15 protein-coding genes and 1 pseudogene are annotated in these 15,028 nt (G+C 31.4%); 1 reads left to right on the plus strand and 15 read right to left on the minus strand.

Annotation, left to right across the window (positions count from 1 at the left end; all coding sequences use genetic code 11):
• Positions 1-5: 5 nt before the first annotated feature.
• From ACY191_RS13425 to ACY191_RS13490, 14 genes and pseudogenes are all read right to left on the minus strand, one after another.
• Complete coding sequence (locus ACY191_RS13425; protein WP_463270056.1) at positions 6-623, minus strand: acetyltransferase; 618 nt, start codon at positions 621-623, stop codon at positions 6-8.
• On the minus strand, positions 623-1,216 hold the full coding sequence (locus tag ACY191_RS13430; protein WP_107512542.1) for a sugar transferase: 594 nt from the start codon (positions 1,214-1,216) through the stop codon (positions 623-625). The genes ACY191_RS13425 and ACY191_RS13430 overlap by 1 nt, the downstream gene beginning before the upstream one ends.
• Before the next feature lie 15 nt (positions 1,217-1,231).
• Positions 1,232-2,377, minus strand: a complete 1,146-nt coding sequence (locus tag ACY191_RS13435) for a glycosyltransferase family 4 protein (RefSeq protein WP_052495402.1) — start codon at positions 2,375-2,377, stop codon at positions 1,232-1,234.
• A gap of 2 nt (positions 2,378-2,379) precedes the next feature.
• Positions 2,380-3,654, minus strand: a complete 1,275-nt coding sequence (locus ACY191_RS13440) for a nucleotide sugar dehydrogenase (RefSeq protein WP_229366930.1) — start codon at positions 3,652-3,654, stop codon at positions 2,380-2,382.
• Positions 3,655-3,673: 19 nt separating this feature from the next.
• The gene (locus ACY191_RS13445) at positions 3,674-4,675 is read right to left on the minus strand and encodes an NAD-dependent epimerase (RefSeq protein WP_229366929.1); all 1,002 of its coding nucleotides are present in this window, start codon (positions 4,673-4,675) and stop codon (positions 3,674-3,676) included.
• A 3-nt stretch (positions 4,676-4,678) separates the two neighbouring features.
• Positions 4,679-5,236 (minus strand): acyltransferase, encoded by a 558-nt coding sequence (locus ACY191_RS13450; protein ID WP_229366928.1) that lies wholly within the window; start codon positions 5,234-5,236, stop codon positions 4,679-4,681.
• Complete coding sequence (locus ACY191_RS13455; RefSeq protein WP_229366927.1) at positions 5,226-6,443, minus strand: glycosyltransferase family 39 protein; 1,218 nt, start codon at positions 6,441-6,443, stop codon at positions 5,226-5,228. Before ACY191_RS13455 ends, ACY191_RS13450 begins: the two co-directional genes overlap by 11 nt.
• A complete protein-coding gene (locus ACY191_RS13460; protein WP_229366926.1) occupies positions 6,433-7,554 on the minus strand; it encodes an MATE family efflux transporter in 1,122 nt (373 codons plus the stop codon). Before ACY191_RS13460 ends, ACY191_RS13455 begins: the two co-directional genes overlap by 11 nt.
• 61 nt (positions 7,555-7,615) lie before the next feature.
• Positions 7,616-9,431 (minus strand): annotated as a pseudogene (locus ACY191_RS13465) (polysaccharide biosynthesis protein).
• 28 nt (positions 9,432-9,459) lie between these two features.
• Positions 9,460-10,227 (minus strand): tyrosine-protein phosphatase, encoded by a 768-nt coding sequence (locus ACY191_RS13470; RefSeq protein ID WP_107641624.1) that lies wholly within the window; start codon positions 10,225-10,227, stop codon positions 9,460-9,462.
• On the minus strand, positions 10,220-10,924 hold the full coding sequence (locus tag ACY191_RS13475) for a polysaccharide biosynthesis tyrosine autokinase (RefSeq protein ID WP_229366925.1): 705 nt from the start codon (positions 10,922-10,924) through the stop codon (positions 10,220-10,222). Before ACY191_RS13475 ends, ACY191_RS13470 begins: the two co-directional genes overlap by 8 nt.
• 14 nt (positions 10,925-10,938) lie before the next feature.
• Positions 10,939-11,604 (minus strand): Wzz/FepE/Etk N-terminal domain-containing protein, encoded by a 666-nt coding sequence (locus ACY191_RS13480; RefSeq protein ID WP_107589876.1) that lies wholly within the window; start codon positions 11,602-11,604, stop codon positions 10,939-10,941.
• Between the two features lie 231 nt (positions 11,605-11,835).
• Positions 11,836-12,342: a GNAT family N-acetyltransferase gene (locus ACY191_RS13485; protein WP_042737976.1), complete on the minus strand. Its 507-nt coding sequence runs from the start codon at positions 12,340-12,342 to the stop codon at positions 11,836-11,838.
• Between the two features lie 22 nt (positions 12,343-12,364).
• On the minus strand, positions 12,365-12,940 hold the full coding sequence (locus tag ACY191_RS13490; protein WP_107511995.1) for a GNAT family N-acetyltransferase: 576 nt from the start codon (positions 12,938-12,940) through the stop codon (positions 12,365-12,367).
• Between the two features lie 268 nt (positions 12,941-13,208).
• Here ACY191_RS13490 and ACY191_RS13495 point away from each other — a divergent pair, with 268 nt between their 5' ends.
• Positions 13,209-13,670, plus strand: a complete 462-nt coding sequence (locus tag ACY191_RS13495; protein WP_042737974.1) for a hypothetical protein — start codon at positions 13,209-13,211, stop codon at positions 13,668-13,670.
• 98 nt (positions 13,671-13,768) lie between these two features.
• Here ACY191_RS13495 and ACY191_RS13500 read toward each other — a convergent pair whose 3' ends face one another.
• Positions 13,769-14,959 carry a glycine C-acetyltransferase gene (locus tag ACY191_RS13500; RefSeq protein ID WP_042737973.1) on the minus strand — a complete coding sequence of 397 codons (1,191 nt, stop codon included), beginning with the start codon at positions 14,957-14,959 and terminating at the stop codon, positions 13,769-13,771.
• Positions 14,960-15,028: the final 69 nt, after the last annotated feature.

The raw sequence follows: 15,028 nt of genomic DNA on the forward strand, positions 1-15,028 counted from the left end.
TATATTCACTCCTTAGATATTGCAGGTGTCCCTACAACCGTTTGATACGATTCAATATCATTAATAACAGTAGCACCTGCACCGATGACACAATCTTGGCCTATATTAATTTGCGGTATGACTTTGGCGCCTATAGCTACATGTGTTTGCCTCCCCACTGAAACACCACCAGCTAGCATTGCTCCAGGTGAAATATGAACATAATCTCCTATACGATTATCATGTTCTACAACAGCACTCGTATTTATAATGACATGTTCACCTATAACCGTATCTGCGTTAACAACAGCATTCGGCATTACCACTGTTCCATAGCCTATCTCACTATAAGGACTGATGATTGCAGTAGGATGAATCATTTTCGCGAACTGCTTAATCGCTATATTACTTTGCTCAAAAATTTGTGCCCTTACTTTATTATCACCAATGGCAATAATAAAGTAATAATCATTACGATAGCGCTCTAAATGTGATAAATTATCATAAAAGCATCCACTTTCTTCATAATAATTATCAATGTTATTGTCTAAATAACCAGCCAAGATAAATTCACCCTGTGCATTAATAACATCCTTTATGACTTTGGCATGACCGCCATTACCAATGATTACAACCTTTTTCATCATAAATTACCTCTAAATTTCTCTGTTGTGACATGATCCGTAGCATTAATATCTTTCTTTTGTAAAACATTTTGAACAGTTTTATAAAGAATATACATATCCAATTTGAAAGACTGATTTTCTACATACCAAACATCTAATTTGAATTTTTGTTCCCAAGTAATTGCGTTACGACCATTGATTTGAGCCCAACCTGTTATGCCTGGTTTAACTTGATGACGTTTTTTCTGTTCTTCATTATATAAGGGTAAATATTCCATTAATAACGGTCTTGGTCCTACTAAACTTAGGTCACCTTTTAACACATTAAATAATTGTGGTAACTCATCAACACTTGTTTTTCTAATAGTAGCGCCTAATTTGGTCATTCTTTGATCATCTGGCAACAGTTCACCATTACTATCCTTTTCATCCGTCATTGTACGAAATTTAAAGATTTCAAATGGCACTTCATTTTTACCTGGTCTAATTTGTCTAAATAACACAGGCTTTCCTAGCTTTGTCGCGATTAAAAAGTAAGCAATAATTAAAATTGGTGCACTTAGTATCAATCCAAATAAACTTACAGAAAAGTCGAACAATCTTTTTAACATGCACTCACCCTCAAACTATTTGTTAGCATCAAAAACGAATAATTGTTTTTCCACCACATTTTTTTCATCATATAAATCTTTCGCGCGTTGATATCCCGCATTTTTAAATCGGCTTAATTCTGCTGCATCATTTGCCAAAATATCAATTTTATTTGCAATAAACTTTGGTGCATTTAAGGGAACGATATAACCTGTTTCTCCATCGACCACTTCTTCTCTAGAACCTCTAATATTTGTAGCAATCACAGCATTTTTCATTGCCATAGCCTCAATAATTGATCGTGGCATGCCTTCTCTATATGATGGTAAACAGTAAATATCACTAATTGCTAAATATTCATTTATATTTGATATTTGACCAGTAAAAGTGATGTTTTTATTTTGTTTAAATTTTTCAATTAAATGAATTGTCTCTGTATCCCTTTCACCATCAGGCAAGTCACCAATAATTATATATTTAACATTTTTTGAAGTCAGTTTTTCATATGAATTTAATAAATCCAAAATACCTTTTTCTTTAACTAACCTTCCAATAAATGAAACCACAATATCTTCATGTGAAATATTTAAGTTATTTCTTAAATGTGATAAATCTTTTGAAGTTACAACATCATAATTAAATTTATTATCGATATCTATACCGTTACTGATGTGCAAATAATTATTATGTTTTGATTCAAGTAAAAAATTATTCTTTTTAGCCACTTCATAATCTTCAACACTTTGAGTAAAAATATAATCTGTCGCTAATTTGCCAATCCATTTTTCGATATTAAAATACACTTTATATTGGACTGTATTCATTTCATCATGGAAGTAAAAACCATGTGCAGTATATATTATTGTTTTTACACGAGCTAATTTAGCTGCAATCCTACCCAACACTGCTGCAACAGGTGTGTGAACATGCACAATATCAGGCTTAATTTGTCTAAATAATTTGACCATCTTTAAAATAGATTTCAAGTTATTCACAGGACTGATTTTTCTATCAATATTTATATTATGAACATGCACACCTTGCTTTTCGAGTTCATCTTGTTGTTCCCCCATAGTACTAATGCAATGCACTTCATGACCTTCACGTACGCTTGTTTCATTCAGTGCCTTTAATAACTTCAAATGTGTCATTTCTATAGCTGCAATTTGGACAATTTTCATCACTATAGCCTCCAAAGTCTTTGACTTTCGTTTATATCCTTATCAGATATTACTCCTTTAATATCAAATATCACACCATTTTCTTGTACTAAATTTATATACTCAGACTTATTTTCCAAATATTCTTTATGCGAGACTGCGAAAATTAACACATCTGCTTTTGACATTTGTTCCTTATCTTTAAGGTCAATATCAAAGATATCTTTAGCTTCTTTTTTATCGGCTTCTACATCGTTAACCTTAATTTCCAAACCATACGATGCTAATTCTTCAATAATATGAATCACTTTTGTATTTCTTAAGTCAGGACAGTTTTCCTTAAATGTTAATCCTAAAACATTAACACTGGCATTTTGAACTTCCATTCCATGTTTTAACATCTCTTTTATAACATTAGAAGCTATATGCTTTGCCATATTATCATTAATTCTTCTACCTGAGAGTATTACTTCTGGATGATGTCCTACCTCTTGTGCCTTATGAGTTAAATAATATGGATCAACTCCTATACAATGCCCACCTACTAATCCAGGCTTAAAGTTTAAGAAGTTCCATTTCGTACCTGAGGCTTTTAATACTTCGTTCGTATCAATGTTTAATTTATCAAAAATAATTGCTAATTCATTCATTAATGCAATATTTACATCTCTCTGTGTATTTTCAATTACCTTTGCAGCCTCTGCGACTTTAATTGATGAAGCTTTGTAAACACCCGCTTTAACTACTGAGTCATATACTTCAGCTACAATTTCTAGGACTTCTGGAGTTTGACCAGATACAACTTTTATAATTGTTTCAAATGTATGTTCTTTATCACCAGGATTAATTCGCTCAGGTGAATAGCCAATAAAGAAATCCTTTCCACATTCTAGTCCTGAAAATTTCTCTAAGACAGGGACACACGCTTCTTCAGTTGCCCCAGGATAAACTGTTGATTCATAAACAATAATAGAGCCTTTTTTTAATGCACTACCAACTGTTTCACTTGCTTTAATCAGTGGTGTTAAGTTTGGCTTATTATGTTTATCAATTGGTGTTGGAACAGCCACAATAATAAAATCTGACTCACTTAATTTGTCTCTATCTGAAGTATATTCTACATTTGAAGCTTCAAGTTTTTCAGTTGTTACCTCATTCGTTCTATCATAATTATTTTTTAATTCGCTTATTCTACTTTCATTAATATCAAAACCGATAACCTTGTGTTTATTCCCAAATGATACAGCAACTGGTAAACCAACATATCCTAAACCTACAACAGCTATATTTCTATCCATTAATGATTTCTCCCTTATTTTATTTGTAATAATTTAAATACCAATCAATAAATTTGTTAACGCCGTCTTGTATTGATGTTTCTGGCTTAAAGTCAATATTATTGTATAAATCGTCTACATTAGCATAAGTTTCAGGTACATCACCTGCTTGTAAATCCATATAATTCTTTTTAGCAGTTTTACCTAATTTATTTTCTATGGCTTCAACAAACTCCATTAATCTAACCGGACTATTATTTCCGATATTATATACTTTGTATGGTGCGTAAGATGAAGATGGATCCGGATTAGCACCTGACCACTCAGGATTTGGTTCAGCTGGTTTCTTAATAAGTCTACTAATCGCTTCAACAATATCGTCCACATAAGTAAAATCACGCATCATATTTCCATGATTATACACATCAATAGCTTCATCATTTACAATCGCTTTAGTAAATTTAAATAATGCCATATCTGGTCTTCCCCACGGTCCGTATACTGTAAAGAATCTTAATCCTGTTGTTGGTAATTGATACAAGTGACTATATGTATGGGCCATAAGTTCATTTGATTTCTTCGTTGCAGCGTATAAACTTAATGGATGGTCAATATTGTCTGATGTACTAAATGGTTTAGATGTATTCGCACCATATACTGAACTTGAAGATGCATAAATTAAATGTTTCACGTCAAAGTGTCTTGAACATTCAAGTATATTCATAAACCCTACTACATTTGCATCAATGTATGCTCTTGGGTTTTCTAAGCTATATCTAACCCCTGCTTGTGCAGCTAAATTAACTACGACTTCTGGCTGTTCTTTAATAAATACTTCCTTCAAGTCTTCATAATCTTCTAAGTTCAATTTAAAAAATGTAAAGTTATTATCGCCTATTGACTTTAATCTATCTTCTTTCAACGACACAGAATAGTAGTCATTTATATTGTCTACACCGATAACTTCATGATGTTGTGCAATTAACTTTTTAGCTAAATGAGAGCCTATAAACCCAGCAGCACCTGTTATTAATATTTTCATAAATTATTCCTCCAATTTTTTAATCTTTTTCATTGGTACACCTGCACCTAACCATCCAGATTCCAAATCTTTCACAACAATCGAACCTGCTGCCACAACAGATCTTTGTTTGATAGTCACATTACTTAAAACTCTGACCCCACAACCAATCCAAACATCATCTTTAATAACAATTTTCCCTTTAGATACCTCATTATATTTAATTGGTATTGTAGTGTCTTTCCATGTATGATTCGTAGTAATTAATGTAGAGCTATGTGCTATCGAAACATTATTACCTATTTCCAAACCTCCATAGCCATCTATATAACACATATCATGGATACTCACATTGTCCCCAATAATTGTATCTTTCATATTTTTAAGACTTACATTTTTACCAATGTACACATTATTACCAATTTTATTTGTCATACTTGCCAAAATGATATAGCGTAGTGCAAGCTGAATTTTAAAATTAGTACCAGTATTAATTTCATATAATGATGTTCTTAATTTATATGGGAAAAAACGTAATAATTTGCTAAAACGCTTCATTAAACTATAAATTTTATTGTTCATTTAATTTTTTCCTCCCAAAATAATATTGGCAGATAAACATAATCAATAATAATGACGTTTTATCACGATGTCTTAGTGCAGAACCATAGTTATATGTACCTAACGCAAATACCATAAATGATAACGCCACAATTATTAAGATGATTAAGACTTTTTGATTCTTAGTTTGCTTGTAAATACGCATACCTAAAATAAATGCAATAACGATTAACACAATATTAAAAAATCCAATCATATCGGAAACCGTTCTTACTTCCCATGGGAATGGTTTGAAAGCAAAGAATACTTCCTGTTTAACTTTAGTACCCAAACCGCCTCTTTCAGTTGGACTAATGTAGTCAGCTCTTGAACTTGTCATTTCATTTACTTCCATATTCTCCCCTGTACCAATACTATTTTGAATTTTAGTATTGTCAGTTTTGGTAATAAATAATAGTAATGCCAAAATTGATAAAATAACTACAAACGACTTAAACAAGAAATTCTGTTTTGAAAACAAACAAAAATAAACACCTAGTACAGCTAGAAGTCCTACCATACCCACATGGAAAACGCTACCTAAAACAATCGCCAATATACTGATAAATAGATATAAAATCCTTTTGCTATCATGATATTTTAAAATTGCTAAAGTAAAAATTAAGACAAATAATATTACATATATCTCTCTTAAAGTAATAACAGTGTTAATAAGTGTCAGTGGATATAAAACAAATAAATATGAACTAATAATTGCTACTTTTTGATTTCCAAATACATTCACAACAATTTTGTATAACAAAATAACACAAATTGTATGTACGGTGATATTGACTAATCCAGGCAAAATTTCAAAAGGTTTGCCTAGAAAATAAACAAAGGATAGCAATTTAGAGTAGGCAGTCGAGCTTTGAAATACATTCACATTCATGTTTAATGCCAAATGGTTATAATAGCCTATGGCCAATTTTTCAAATCTGACATCATCGTTACCAGAACCAGGCAGTTCAATAAAATATTTATGAGTAATTAATGCTGTAAGATAAATCAACCATTGAATTATTATTAATAAAAATAGTTTTATATTTAACTTACTAATTAATAAATACATTAAGATTAATAGATTTATAATCACAATTAAAAATATGTTAAACCACCCATACCAAAGCGCTAAAGCAAATAATAAAATTAAGGGGATGATTAATAAGAGCTCTTTCTTAAATTTCATTTTTTACTCCTTTGATTATTTTAAGACTCAAGATCAATTTCATAACAAATATGGAAATTGCAAAAATAGTGAATGTATATGTGGCGCCTAAAATCCCAAATAAATTAATCAGTATCAAACTTGATAATAAGACGATGACTACGCTTATCACCTGTATTCTAGTGTTATATTTATATTTATTATGCGCATTGATATAAAGGTCAAATAGAATACTCATATAAACCAATATTGCACTGAAAATAATAATTAAAATTTGTGATTTATAAGCTAAAAACTTTTGATTAAACATAATAACTATAATGTTATCTAGAATAGTAAAACTGACAATAATCACAATAATGTATGAAAAAATGCCACCTATAATAATTCCAACAAACAATTTTTTCAAATAATTAAAATTAAATTTATTTTCAACAGTCTTGGGTAACACGTAGTTGTATATCGAAAAGAAGAACGTATTACCCGCAGAATAAATTGTTAAAATACTACTAAATATACCAACTGCTGCAATACTTGAAGCATATTCTAAGACATACTTTGGTATATTGGTGTTTAATGATGATAAAAATAATGTAATGGATAATGGAATACCCAATGAAATTAACTTTTTATATTCACTTATGTTTAGTTTTTCTAAAACAAATGCCTGTTTATTAATAATAAAGAAGCAAACTATTGTTAGTAGACTGTATATAGTAAAAGGTAAAACTAAATTTCCTATTGTATAATATAAAGCTATAATTAACCCCATTTGTAAAAAAGATAATCCAAGTTTGAAATATCCAACAAATCTGTGCTTTTGTTCTTTTATATAATAAGCAAAATTAATATCTAATAAATTTTCAGCAACTTTACTTAATCCAACCATAAATAGTAAAAGGTACTGATTTGAATTTATGCTTGTAAAAAGCATGATAATAATCATATAGATAAGTAAAATAAGAACAGACATAATGAATCTTGCTTTAAAATAACGTTCTCTTTTGAATTCATCCGTTGTGACTATCAATGTATTAAATCCAAAAGATAGCAATAATACTAATGGAGCAATTAATGCCACACCATATGTGTATGCACCTAAATCATTTTGTGTACCTAGTTTTAAAATCAATAAAATAACTATCCATTGCATAAAGCCGAAGACAATATTCCCTAGAAGGTATACTAAAAAATTATGCTTCAAAGTAACTATCACTCCGATTTACAAAGTCTACAACGTCTATTTCTCCATTTGTTATTCTATTGACTTTTAGCAATAACTCGCTATTGGTATATACTTTCGATTTACCTCTATAAATTTTTTCATATACTTGATCAGGATGTATTTCATCTTCGTTAAGTAGTTCTTCAAATAATTTCTCTCCTGGTCTCACTCCCGAGAATTCAATACCAATATCTTCTTCTTTTTTACCACTTAGATGGATTAAATTTTTAGCTAAATCTACAATTTTAACTGGTTCACCCATGTCTAATACAAATATTTCTCCACCTTTTGCTAAGGCACCAGCTTGTAATACCAATCTAGAAGCTTCAGGTATCGTCATAAAGTAACGCGTCATATCAGGATGTGTAACAGTAACAGGTCCTCCCGCTTCAATTTGTTTCTTAAACAATGGAATCACTGATCCTCTTGAACCCAGTACATTACCAAAACGTACTGCTACAAAGCTTGTCTTACTTGATTCATCATTTAAACTCTGAATAATCATCTCAGCTACACGTTTAGTAGCACCCATTACGTTTGGTGGGTTAACTGCTTTGTCAGTAGAAATCATTACAAATTTATTTACGTTAGCTTCCCTTGCAGATTCTGCTGTATTTTTTGTTCCTAATATATTATTTCTAATAGCTTCTTTCGGATTATATTCCATCAACGGTACATGTTTATGCGCTGCCGCGTGGTATACCGCATATGGTTTATGTTCTTGCATAACTTCTAACATTCTTTGCTTATTTTGAATATCTGCTATTACTGGTACAATATCAATTTGATCTTTATATTTTTTTGTTAATTCCTGATGTATCAAGTAAATACTATTTTCACCGTGGCCTAATAATATAATGCGCTTTGGATTAAACTTACATACCTGTCGACAAATTTCTGATCCAATGGAACCACCTGCGCCCGTTACTAAAATGGTTTGATTCGTCAATTGTCTTGATATCATAGCCATATCCAGCTCTACAGGTTCTCTACCAAGTAAGTCCTCAATTTTGACTTTCTTTAATTGATTAACTTCAAGTGCACCTGAAAGTACATCATCAATATTAGGCATTTTAAAGATTTCAACGCCTTCAATATTACAAATATCATTAATTTCCTTCATTCGACCTGATGATAAAGTAGGTATTGCTATAATAATTTTTTTGATTTTATACTTGTTTACTAAATGTGGCACGTCCTTTATGTATCCTTGAACTTTCACACCTTCAGTAATTACAATTTTTTGCTTATTAATATCATCGTCAACTGCCAGTACAGGTTCCATGCCCATATTTGGACTTCTTAACATTTGTCTAATTAGTAATGAACCGCCCTGACCTGCACCAACAATTAATGTTGTTTTTTTCTTAACTGCTTTACCTACTACATATTTTCTATAAACTCTCCAAAATATTCTGGATCCCCCAATTAGTATGATGTGCATCATCCACGTAATAAAATATAATCTTAAGAATGGTGCTTGCCATGTAATTAGTGGTACAACAACAATTGTTGCTAATATAGAACATGTCACAGATTGAACAACAAGTAGCAATTCACTGACACTCGCATATTCCCATGCACGATGATATAAATTAAATATTGCTGCAAAGAGATGGTGAAATATCAATAAACTAATTGCTGAAATCATTAAAATTCTTATTGAATAACTCTCAAAAAAACGGTTCTAAAATTAAATAGCCCAAAAAAACTGAAAATGTTACGATTAATGAATCTATAAATATGAGCAACATTAATCGCACTCTGATAGAAAGATGTGTCACCTAATCCCCTCATTCACTATAATTTATTCTAAAAAATGCCAAACCATTTCTTTTGTTTATAATCTTTAGTTGGACGTCCTTTTATAATCTTTTCATTCTTAATCAATTTTTCAGCATTGATAAAATAGCCTTCTATTTCATCTCTGTAATTTTTCAAACTTTTATCTTGCAATAATATATCCATTAAAAATGGCCTTTGGTCAACACTATGCGCATCTGATGCTATAAAATGGACTAAATCATTTTCAATCATTTTGAGCGAAGTCTTTTTAATATTCTTTCCAGAATCGCCTGCTAACGATCCAGAGGTCAATTGCGCCAAAGCACCACCATCGACCAACTCAAAAAGCACATCCAAATCTTGTACAATAGCTTTGTTTCTCTCTGGATGCGCGATGATTGGTATGTATCCCATTGTTTGAATTTCATAAAATAATTTATTCGTATAAACTGGTACTTCATTTGAAGGAAACTCAATTAATAAATAATTTGACCCATTTATTCCTGTTATTTTTCCTGCTTCAATATCTGTTAAAATTTGATCAGTAATCCTAATTTCTTGTCCATAATATAAATCAATATTCAACTCTTGATGTTTCAGTGCAGTATCCAATACAATAAGCTTTTCTTGAATACTATTGATATCATTTGAAAAGTTAGGGTGTAAATGATGTGGAGTTGCCACAATACCTGTTACACCCTCTGATATTGCCTGTCTAATAAGTTCAATGGCATCTTCAAGTGATTTTGGTCCATCATCGATGCCATATAAAATATGGTTATGTATATCAATCATCATTTCCATCCCCATAATAGTTGTAATAACTTGAAGAATTATCTTTAGCTGCTTTGTTTAAAACTGCACCAATAACTTTGCCGTTTGATTGTTCAATGAGTTCTTTTGCCTTTTTCACTTCATTTTTATCACTTTTTTCACTATCAATAACTAGAATGCAATCTCTCACAATTTGTGCATATAATTGTGCATCAGTCACTGTATTAACTGGTGGTGTATCAATAATGATAAAGTCATATTCAGTAGCTAATTTTTGATATAATTCACGGAACTTTCTAGTTGTTATCAATTCTGACGGGTTTGGTGGTACCGGTCCTGAAGTTAATACGTCAAGGTTTTCAATATGTGTCTCTTTAACTGCATCTATTTCTAGTGTTTTACCAATAATCAAATTTGAAAGACCACTATTGTTAGTTAAATTGAATACATAATGTTGAGTTGCTCTACGCATGTCTCCGTCAATAATTAAGGTTCTATAACCAGCTTGAGCATATGTAATTGCAATATTTGCAGAAATGGTACTTTTACCAGATGAAGCCTTTTCTGAAGTAATCAATATGCTACTGATTTCTTTATCTGCATTTGAAAACATAATATTCGAACGGATACCTCTGAATTTCTCACTTATAATGGACTTTGGTTTGTCATACGTAAAAAGTGGCGATATTTTTGATGCACCCTTATTCTTCTTTGCCATAATAAATTCCTTTCTTATTCAAATTTTTGAATTGATCCTAATACTGGAATATTAAACTCTTCTTTCACCTGTTCTTCGGTACGAATACGTTTATCGAATAGTTCTTTAAATATAATAATTAAAAATGCAATGAATAATCCTGCTAATAATCCAAGACCTAAATTAACGATTGTCTTCGGTTCAACTTTTGATGCAGTGCCATCTGCACTAGATAAAATAGATACATTATCGACACTCATAATATCTGGTACTTCTTTACTAAATACTTTTGCAATTTTATTAGCTACAATTTCAGAATCTCTCCTGCTATTACTTGTAACCCCTATTTCTAGTATTTGAGATCGATCTTGATTTGTAACAGTTAACATACTAGAAATTTCACTTGATGAATATTGATGTTTTACAGACTTAGAAACCTTATCTATAATTCGTGGACTCTTGATGATTTCAGAATATGTATTAACAAGCTCTATGTTACTTTGTACTTCTTGAGCCATCATTTGTTGATCTTTATTTTTTTCATTAACAAGAACCTGAGTGGTTGCTTGATATTTAGGCGTCATAAAAAAGAAAGTAATAATAGCACTAACTATTAAACAAATTAATGGTAACAAGATAAGTAACTTTAAATTCTTTTTGATAATACGTGTGATTTTAGATAAATCAAATGTATTTTCCATATAAACCTCCCAAAAAACAAAATTTAATTCTATTAAACCAAACATTTCTGTTTTGCACAATAGTCTGTTGTGCATTGATTATTTTTATTTAACTAATTTTACAAAACCTTAAAATATAATTAATATCTATACATCTACAAAAAAAGGCGCAAAAAAGCCTTTCGACATAAACACAGTTTTGTATTTATGCCAAAAGGCTTGAGTAAATTATTTTATATAGTAAAAATGACCTTAACTAATTTCAATTTGAAATCGACGTATGACTGTCCCATCATCTAACAATGCAGGTTCAATTTCTTCGCCACCATTATGCTTTATCACAGCAGCAGACGCTTTATTGGATTCGTCGCATGTCACTAATGCTTCTTGAACACCAATACGTGACAAATAATCTAATGATTTCTTTAATATCTTATTTCCATACCCTTTACCGCGATGTTTCTTACGTACTCCATATCCAATATGACCGCCAACACGCTTCAAGTGATCGTTTAAATCATGACGAATATTTGCTGCTCCAATGATTTCATTTTCATCAATCAAAAATAAGGTCGTATTATCAATTTCTGAATTACGTGATTTATTATCTGCCAACTCATGCACTAATGTCTCAAAGTTATCATATTTAACAATATTCGTTGCTGCTGGCACAACTTGTTCGTCATGGTCAATCCATTCACTCATATAATCGCAATACAAAGATTCATCACTCATTGTTAACTCTCTAAATTCCATCATGTCAACGCTCCTTTCTATTTCCTTAAATATTTATTGGATCATCGTGTAAATTCTGATAATAAACGAGTTGATCCGTCCATGCGCCATCTTGGAAAATAAATCCCTTTCTTAAACATTCATAGTGAAATCCTAACTTTTCAATTAAATGTTGCGATGGTTTATTTCCAATATCAATATGTGCCTCTAGTCGGTGAAACTTAAAATTATCTTTAGCTTGTTTAATTAATTCCGATATCGCTTCAAAGGCATAGCCTTGACGCCAATATTGATTATGAATAAAATAACCAATCTCTGCCCATTGAAATGCATCTCTACTCAAATTCTTCAAATCTAGCATGCCAATATGAGCAGCACTCACCTTATCGAAAATTGCAAAAATATATAAATCATCAGCATTTCTCGCCTGGCGTTGACGTTCAACCAACTCAGCAAACCAGGGTTGAGTCGCATCAGACATATCAACTTGTCCCTCATCAAATTGATGTTGTGATGGTTTACGATTTATAAATCCAGAAAGCCAAATTTCATAGTCATTTTCTTCCAACGGTCTTATGATAAGCCGTTGAGTACTGAATTGCAACCTTAAATTTTGTTTCAATGATTAACAACCTTTATCTAATTTTATAGTGTAATTACGTTCAATTATCCAAATTAATGATAATGACTTTATACCTATCATAATACATCTGATACGCAAAGAGAAATAAAGCTATCTAAGCACTTTATCTGCGTTAAAATTTTATATTTTGGGTATATAATATAATGAAAACGCTAACATGATTTGCACAAAAAATGTCCCTTTAGCATACAACGACTGTCGCTTAAATTGTATACATGTGGTTGGTAGATAAAGGAGGGTGTTACTTATGAACAGTAATACATCTAAAATATTTTTCGTGTTTTTCGGCATATTATCTTGGTTATCTACGATGTTTTTATTTATTTTACCTATGTTGACGCCTTATCAAAAATATATTGAAAATCAAAATGGTATTTCAGCAGGATGGGTTATTACGCTACTAGCCATTATTACGTTATTCTATATTGGTATATTGATATTAGATATATTTAGTACGACTGCTACACAAGTATTACAATTTGTACTACTCACTGTAGTTGTTGTTTCCGCTTTACCATCTATTACAGCATTTGTAATTGTTTCATTTATCGTAGATATAAGTATTATTGAAATATTTATACCGATTATTTTAATTATTTTGGCCAGTATGTTGCATATTTTATGGTTTGCTATCCCATTCTTACAAAATAAGCAACGCCGTGAAGAATTACTAGAAAAAAACAAAGCGATCTATGATAAATATAAATAGTAGCTAAAAAGCAACTTGCAACATCTAAAATGTGATGTACAAGTTGCTTCTTTCATTGAGACATGATATTAAATCAATCTTAATGTAAATTGACTATATTATTTAATAATACCGATTTCTTTGCCAACCTTTTCAAATGCAGCTAATGCATCATCTAGCATTTCCTTTGTATGGGCAGCTGTTGGCATGTTACGTACACGTCCAGTGCCTTTAGGAACAGTTGGGAAGACAATTGATTTAACATATACGCCTTCTTCTTTCAAACGACTACTGAATGCTTGTGTTTCCTTTTCATCACCGATAATAACAGGTGTAATAGGCGTTTCAGAATCCCCGATATTAAAGCCTAATTCCTTCAATCCTGCTTTTAGATAATTTCCATTATCCCAAAGTTTATCGTGTAATTCAGTTGACGCCATTAACTTCTTCACAGCTTCAGTAATTGCTTTCGTGTCTCCAGGAGCTAATGATGTTGAGAATAAGAATGGTCTTGATTGAGCTTTCAACCAATCAATAAGCGATTGTGTCCCAGCAACATAACCACCGACTACACCAATAGCCTTTGATAATGTACCAATTTGGAAGTCAATCTTATCTTGTAAACCAAAGTGTTTCACAGTACCAGCACCGTTACCCATTACACCAGAACCATGTGCATCATCAACATAAGTAATCAAGCCGAATTCTTCAGCAATTTCCACAATTTCTGGCAATTTTGCAACATCGCCATCCATACTAAACACACCATCAGTAATATACATTACTTTATTATATTGACCAGATTCGACTGCTTCTTTTGCTTTAGCTCTTAAATCATCCATATCTGAATGATTAACGCGGATAATCTTTGCCTTAGATAAACGACAACCATCAATAATAGAAGCATGGTTTAATTCATCCGATAAAATCGCATCATTTTTATTCATAACAGCAGAGATTGCTGCCATATTACAGTTAAATCCTGATTGGTACGCAACTGCAGCTTCTGTACCTTTAAACTTAGCTAACGTTGTTTCTAGCTCATCATGTAAATCTAACGTACCGTTGATTGAACGCACTGCACCTGCACCAACACCATGTGTATCAATTGCATCCTTTGCCGCTTGTTTCAAATCTGCATCTGTTGCTAGTCCTAAATAGTTATTTGAAGACAAGTTAATATATGATTTCCCGTTGATCTTAATTTCAGGTCCATTTGCACCTTCAATTGTATCAATTTCATTATACAAACCGTTATCTTTCAAATACTGAATATTTTCATCTAAAAAGCCATGTAGTGACTGTACCACTGCAAGTCCCCCTTTGAATTGTCTTTGTGTTAAGTTAATCATAACCTATTTTAAAGTTTGAGGGAAGTA

Source organism: Staphylococcus sp. TCBT05 (genome assembly GCF_055179755.1).

Bases quoted from the DNA above. Each gene is read 5' to 3' on its own strand.
- ACY191_RS13425 (WP_463270056.1), bottom strand. From the start codon at position 623: ATGAAAAAGGTTGTAATCATTGGTAATGGCGGTCATGCCAAAGTCATA.
- ACY191_RS13430 (WP_107512542.1), bottom strand. From the start codon at position 1,216: ATGTTAAAAAGATTGTTCGACTTTTCTGTAAGTTTATTTGGATTGATA.
- ACY191_RS13435 (WP_052495402.1), bottom strand. From the start codon at position 2,377: ATGAAAATTGTCCAAATTGCAGCTATAGAAATGACACATTTGAAGTTA.
- ACY191_RS13440 (WP_229366930.1), bottom strand. From the start codon at position 3,654: ATGGATAGAAATATAGCTGTTGTAGGTTTAGGATATGTTGGTTTACCA.
- ACY191_RS13445 (WP_229366929.1), bottom strand. From the start codon at position 4,675: ATGAAAATATTAATAACAGGTGCTGCTGGGTTTATAGGCTCTCATTTA.
- ACY191_RS13450 (WP_229366928.1), bottom strand. From the start codon at position 5,236: ATGAACAATAAAATTTATAGTTTAATGAAGCGTTTTAGCAAATTATTA.
- ACY191_RS13455 (WP_229366927.1), bottom strand. From the start codon at position 6,443: ATGAAATTTAAGAAAGAGCTCTTATTAATCATCCCCTTAATTTTATTA.
- ACY191_RS13470 (WP_107641624.1), bottom strand. From the start codon at position 10,227: ATGATTGATATACATAACCATATTTTATATGGCATCGATGATGGACCA.
- ACY191_RS13475 (WP_229366925.1), bottom strand. From the start codon at position 10,924: ATGGCAAAGAAGAATAAGGGTGCATCAAAAATATCGCCACTTTTTACG.
- ACY191_RS13480 (WP_107589876.1), bottom strand. From the start codon at position 11,604: ATGGAAAATACATTTGATTTATCTAAAATCACACGTATTATCAAAAAG.
- ACY191_RS13485 (WP_042737976.1), bottom strand. From the start codon at position 12,342: ATGATGGAATTTAGAGAGTTAACAATGAGTGATGAATCTTTGTATTGC.
- ACY191_RS13495 (WP_042737974.1), top strand. From the start codon at position 13,209: ATGAACAGTAATACATCTAAAATATTTTTCGTGTTTTTCGGCATATTA.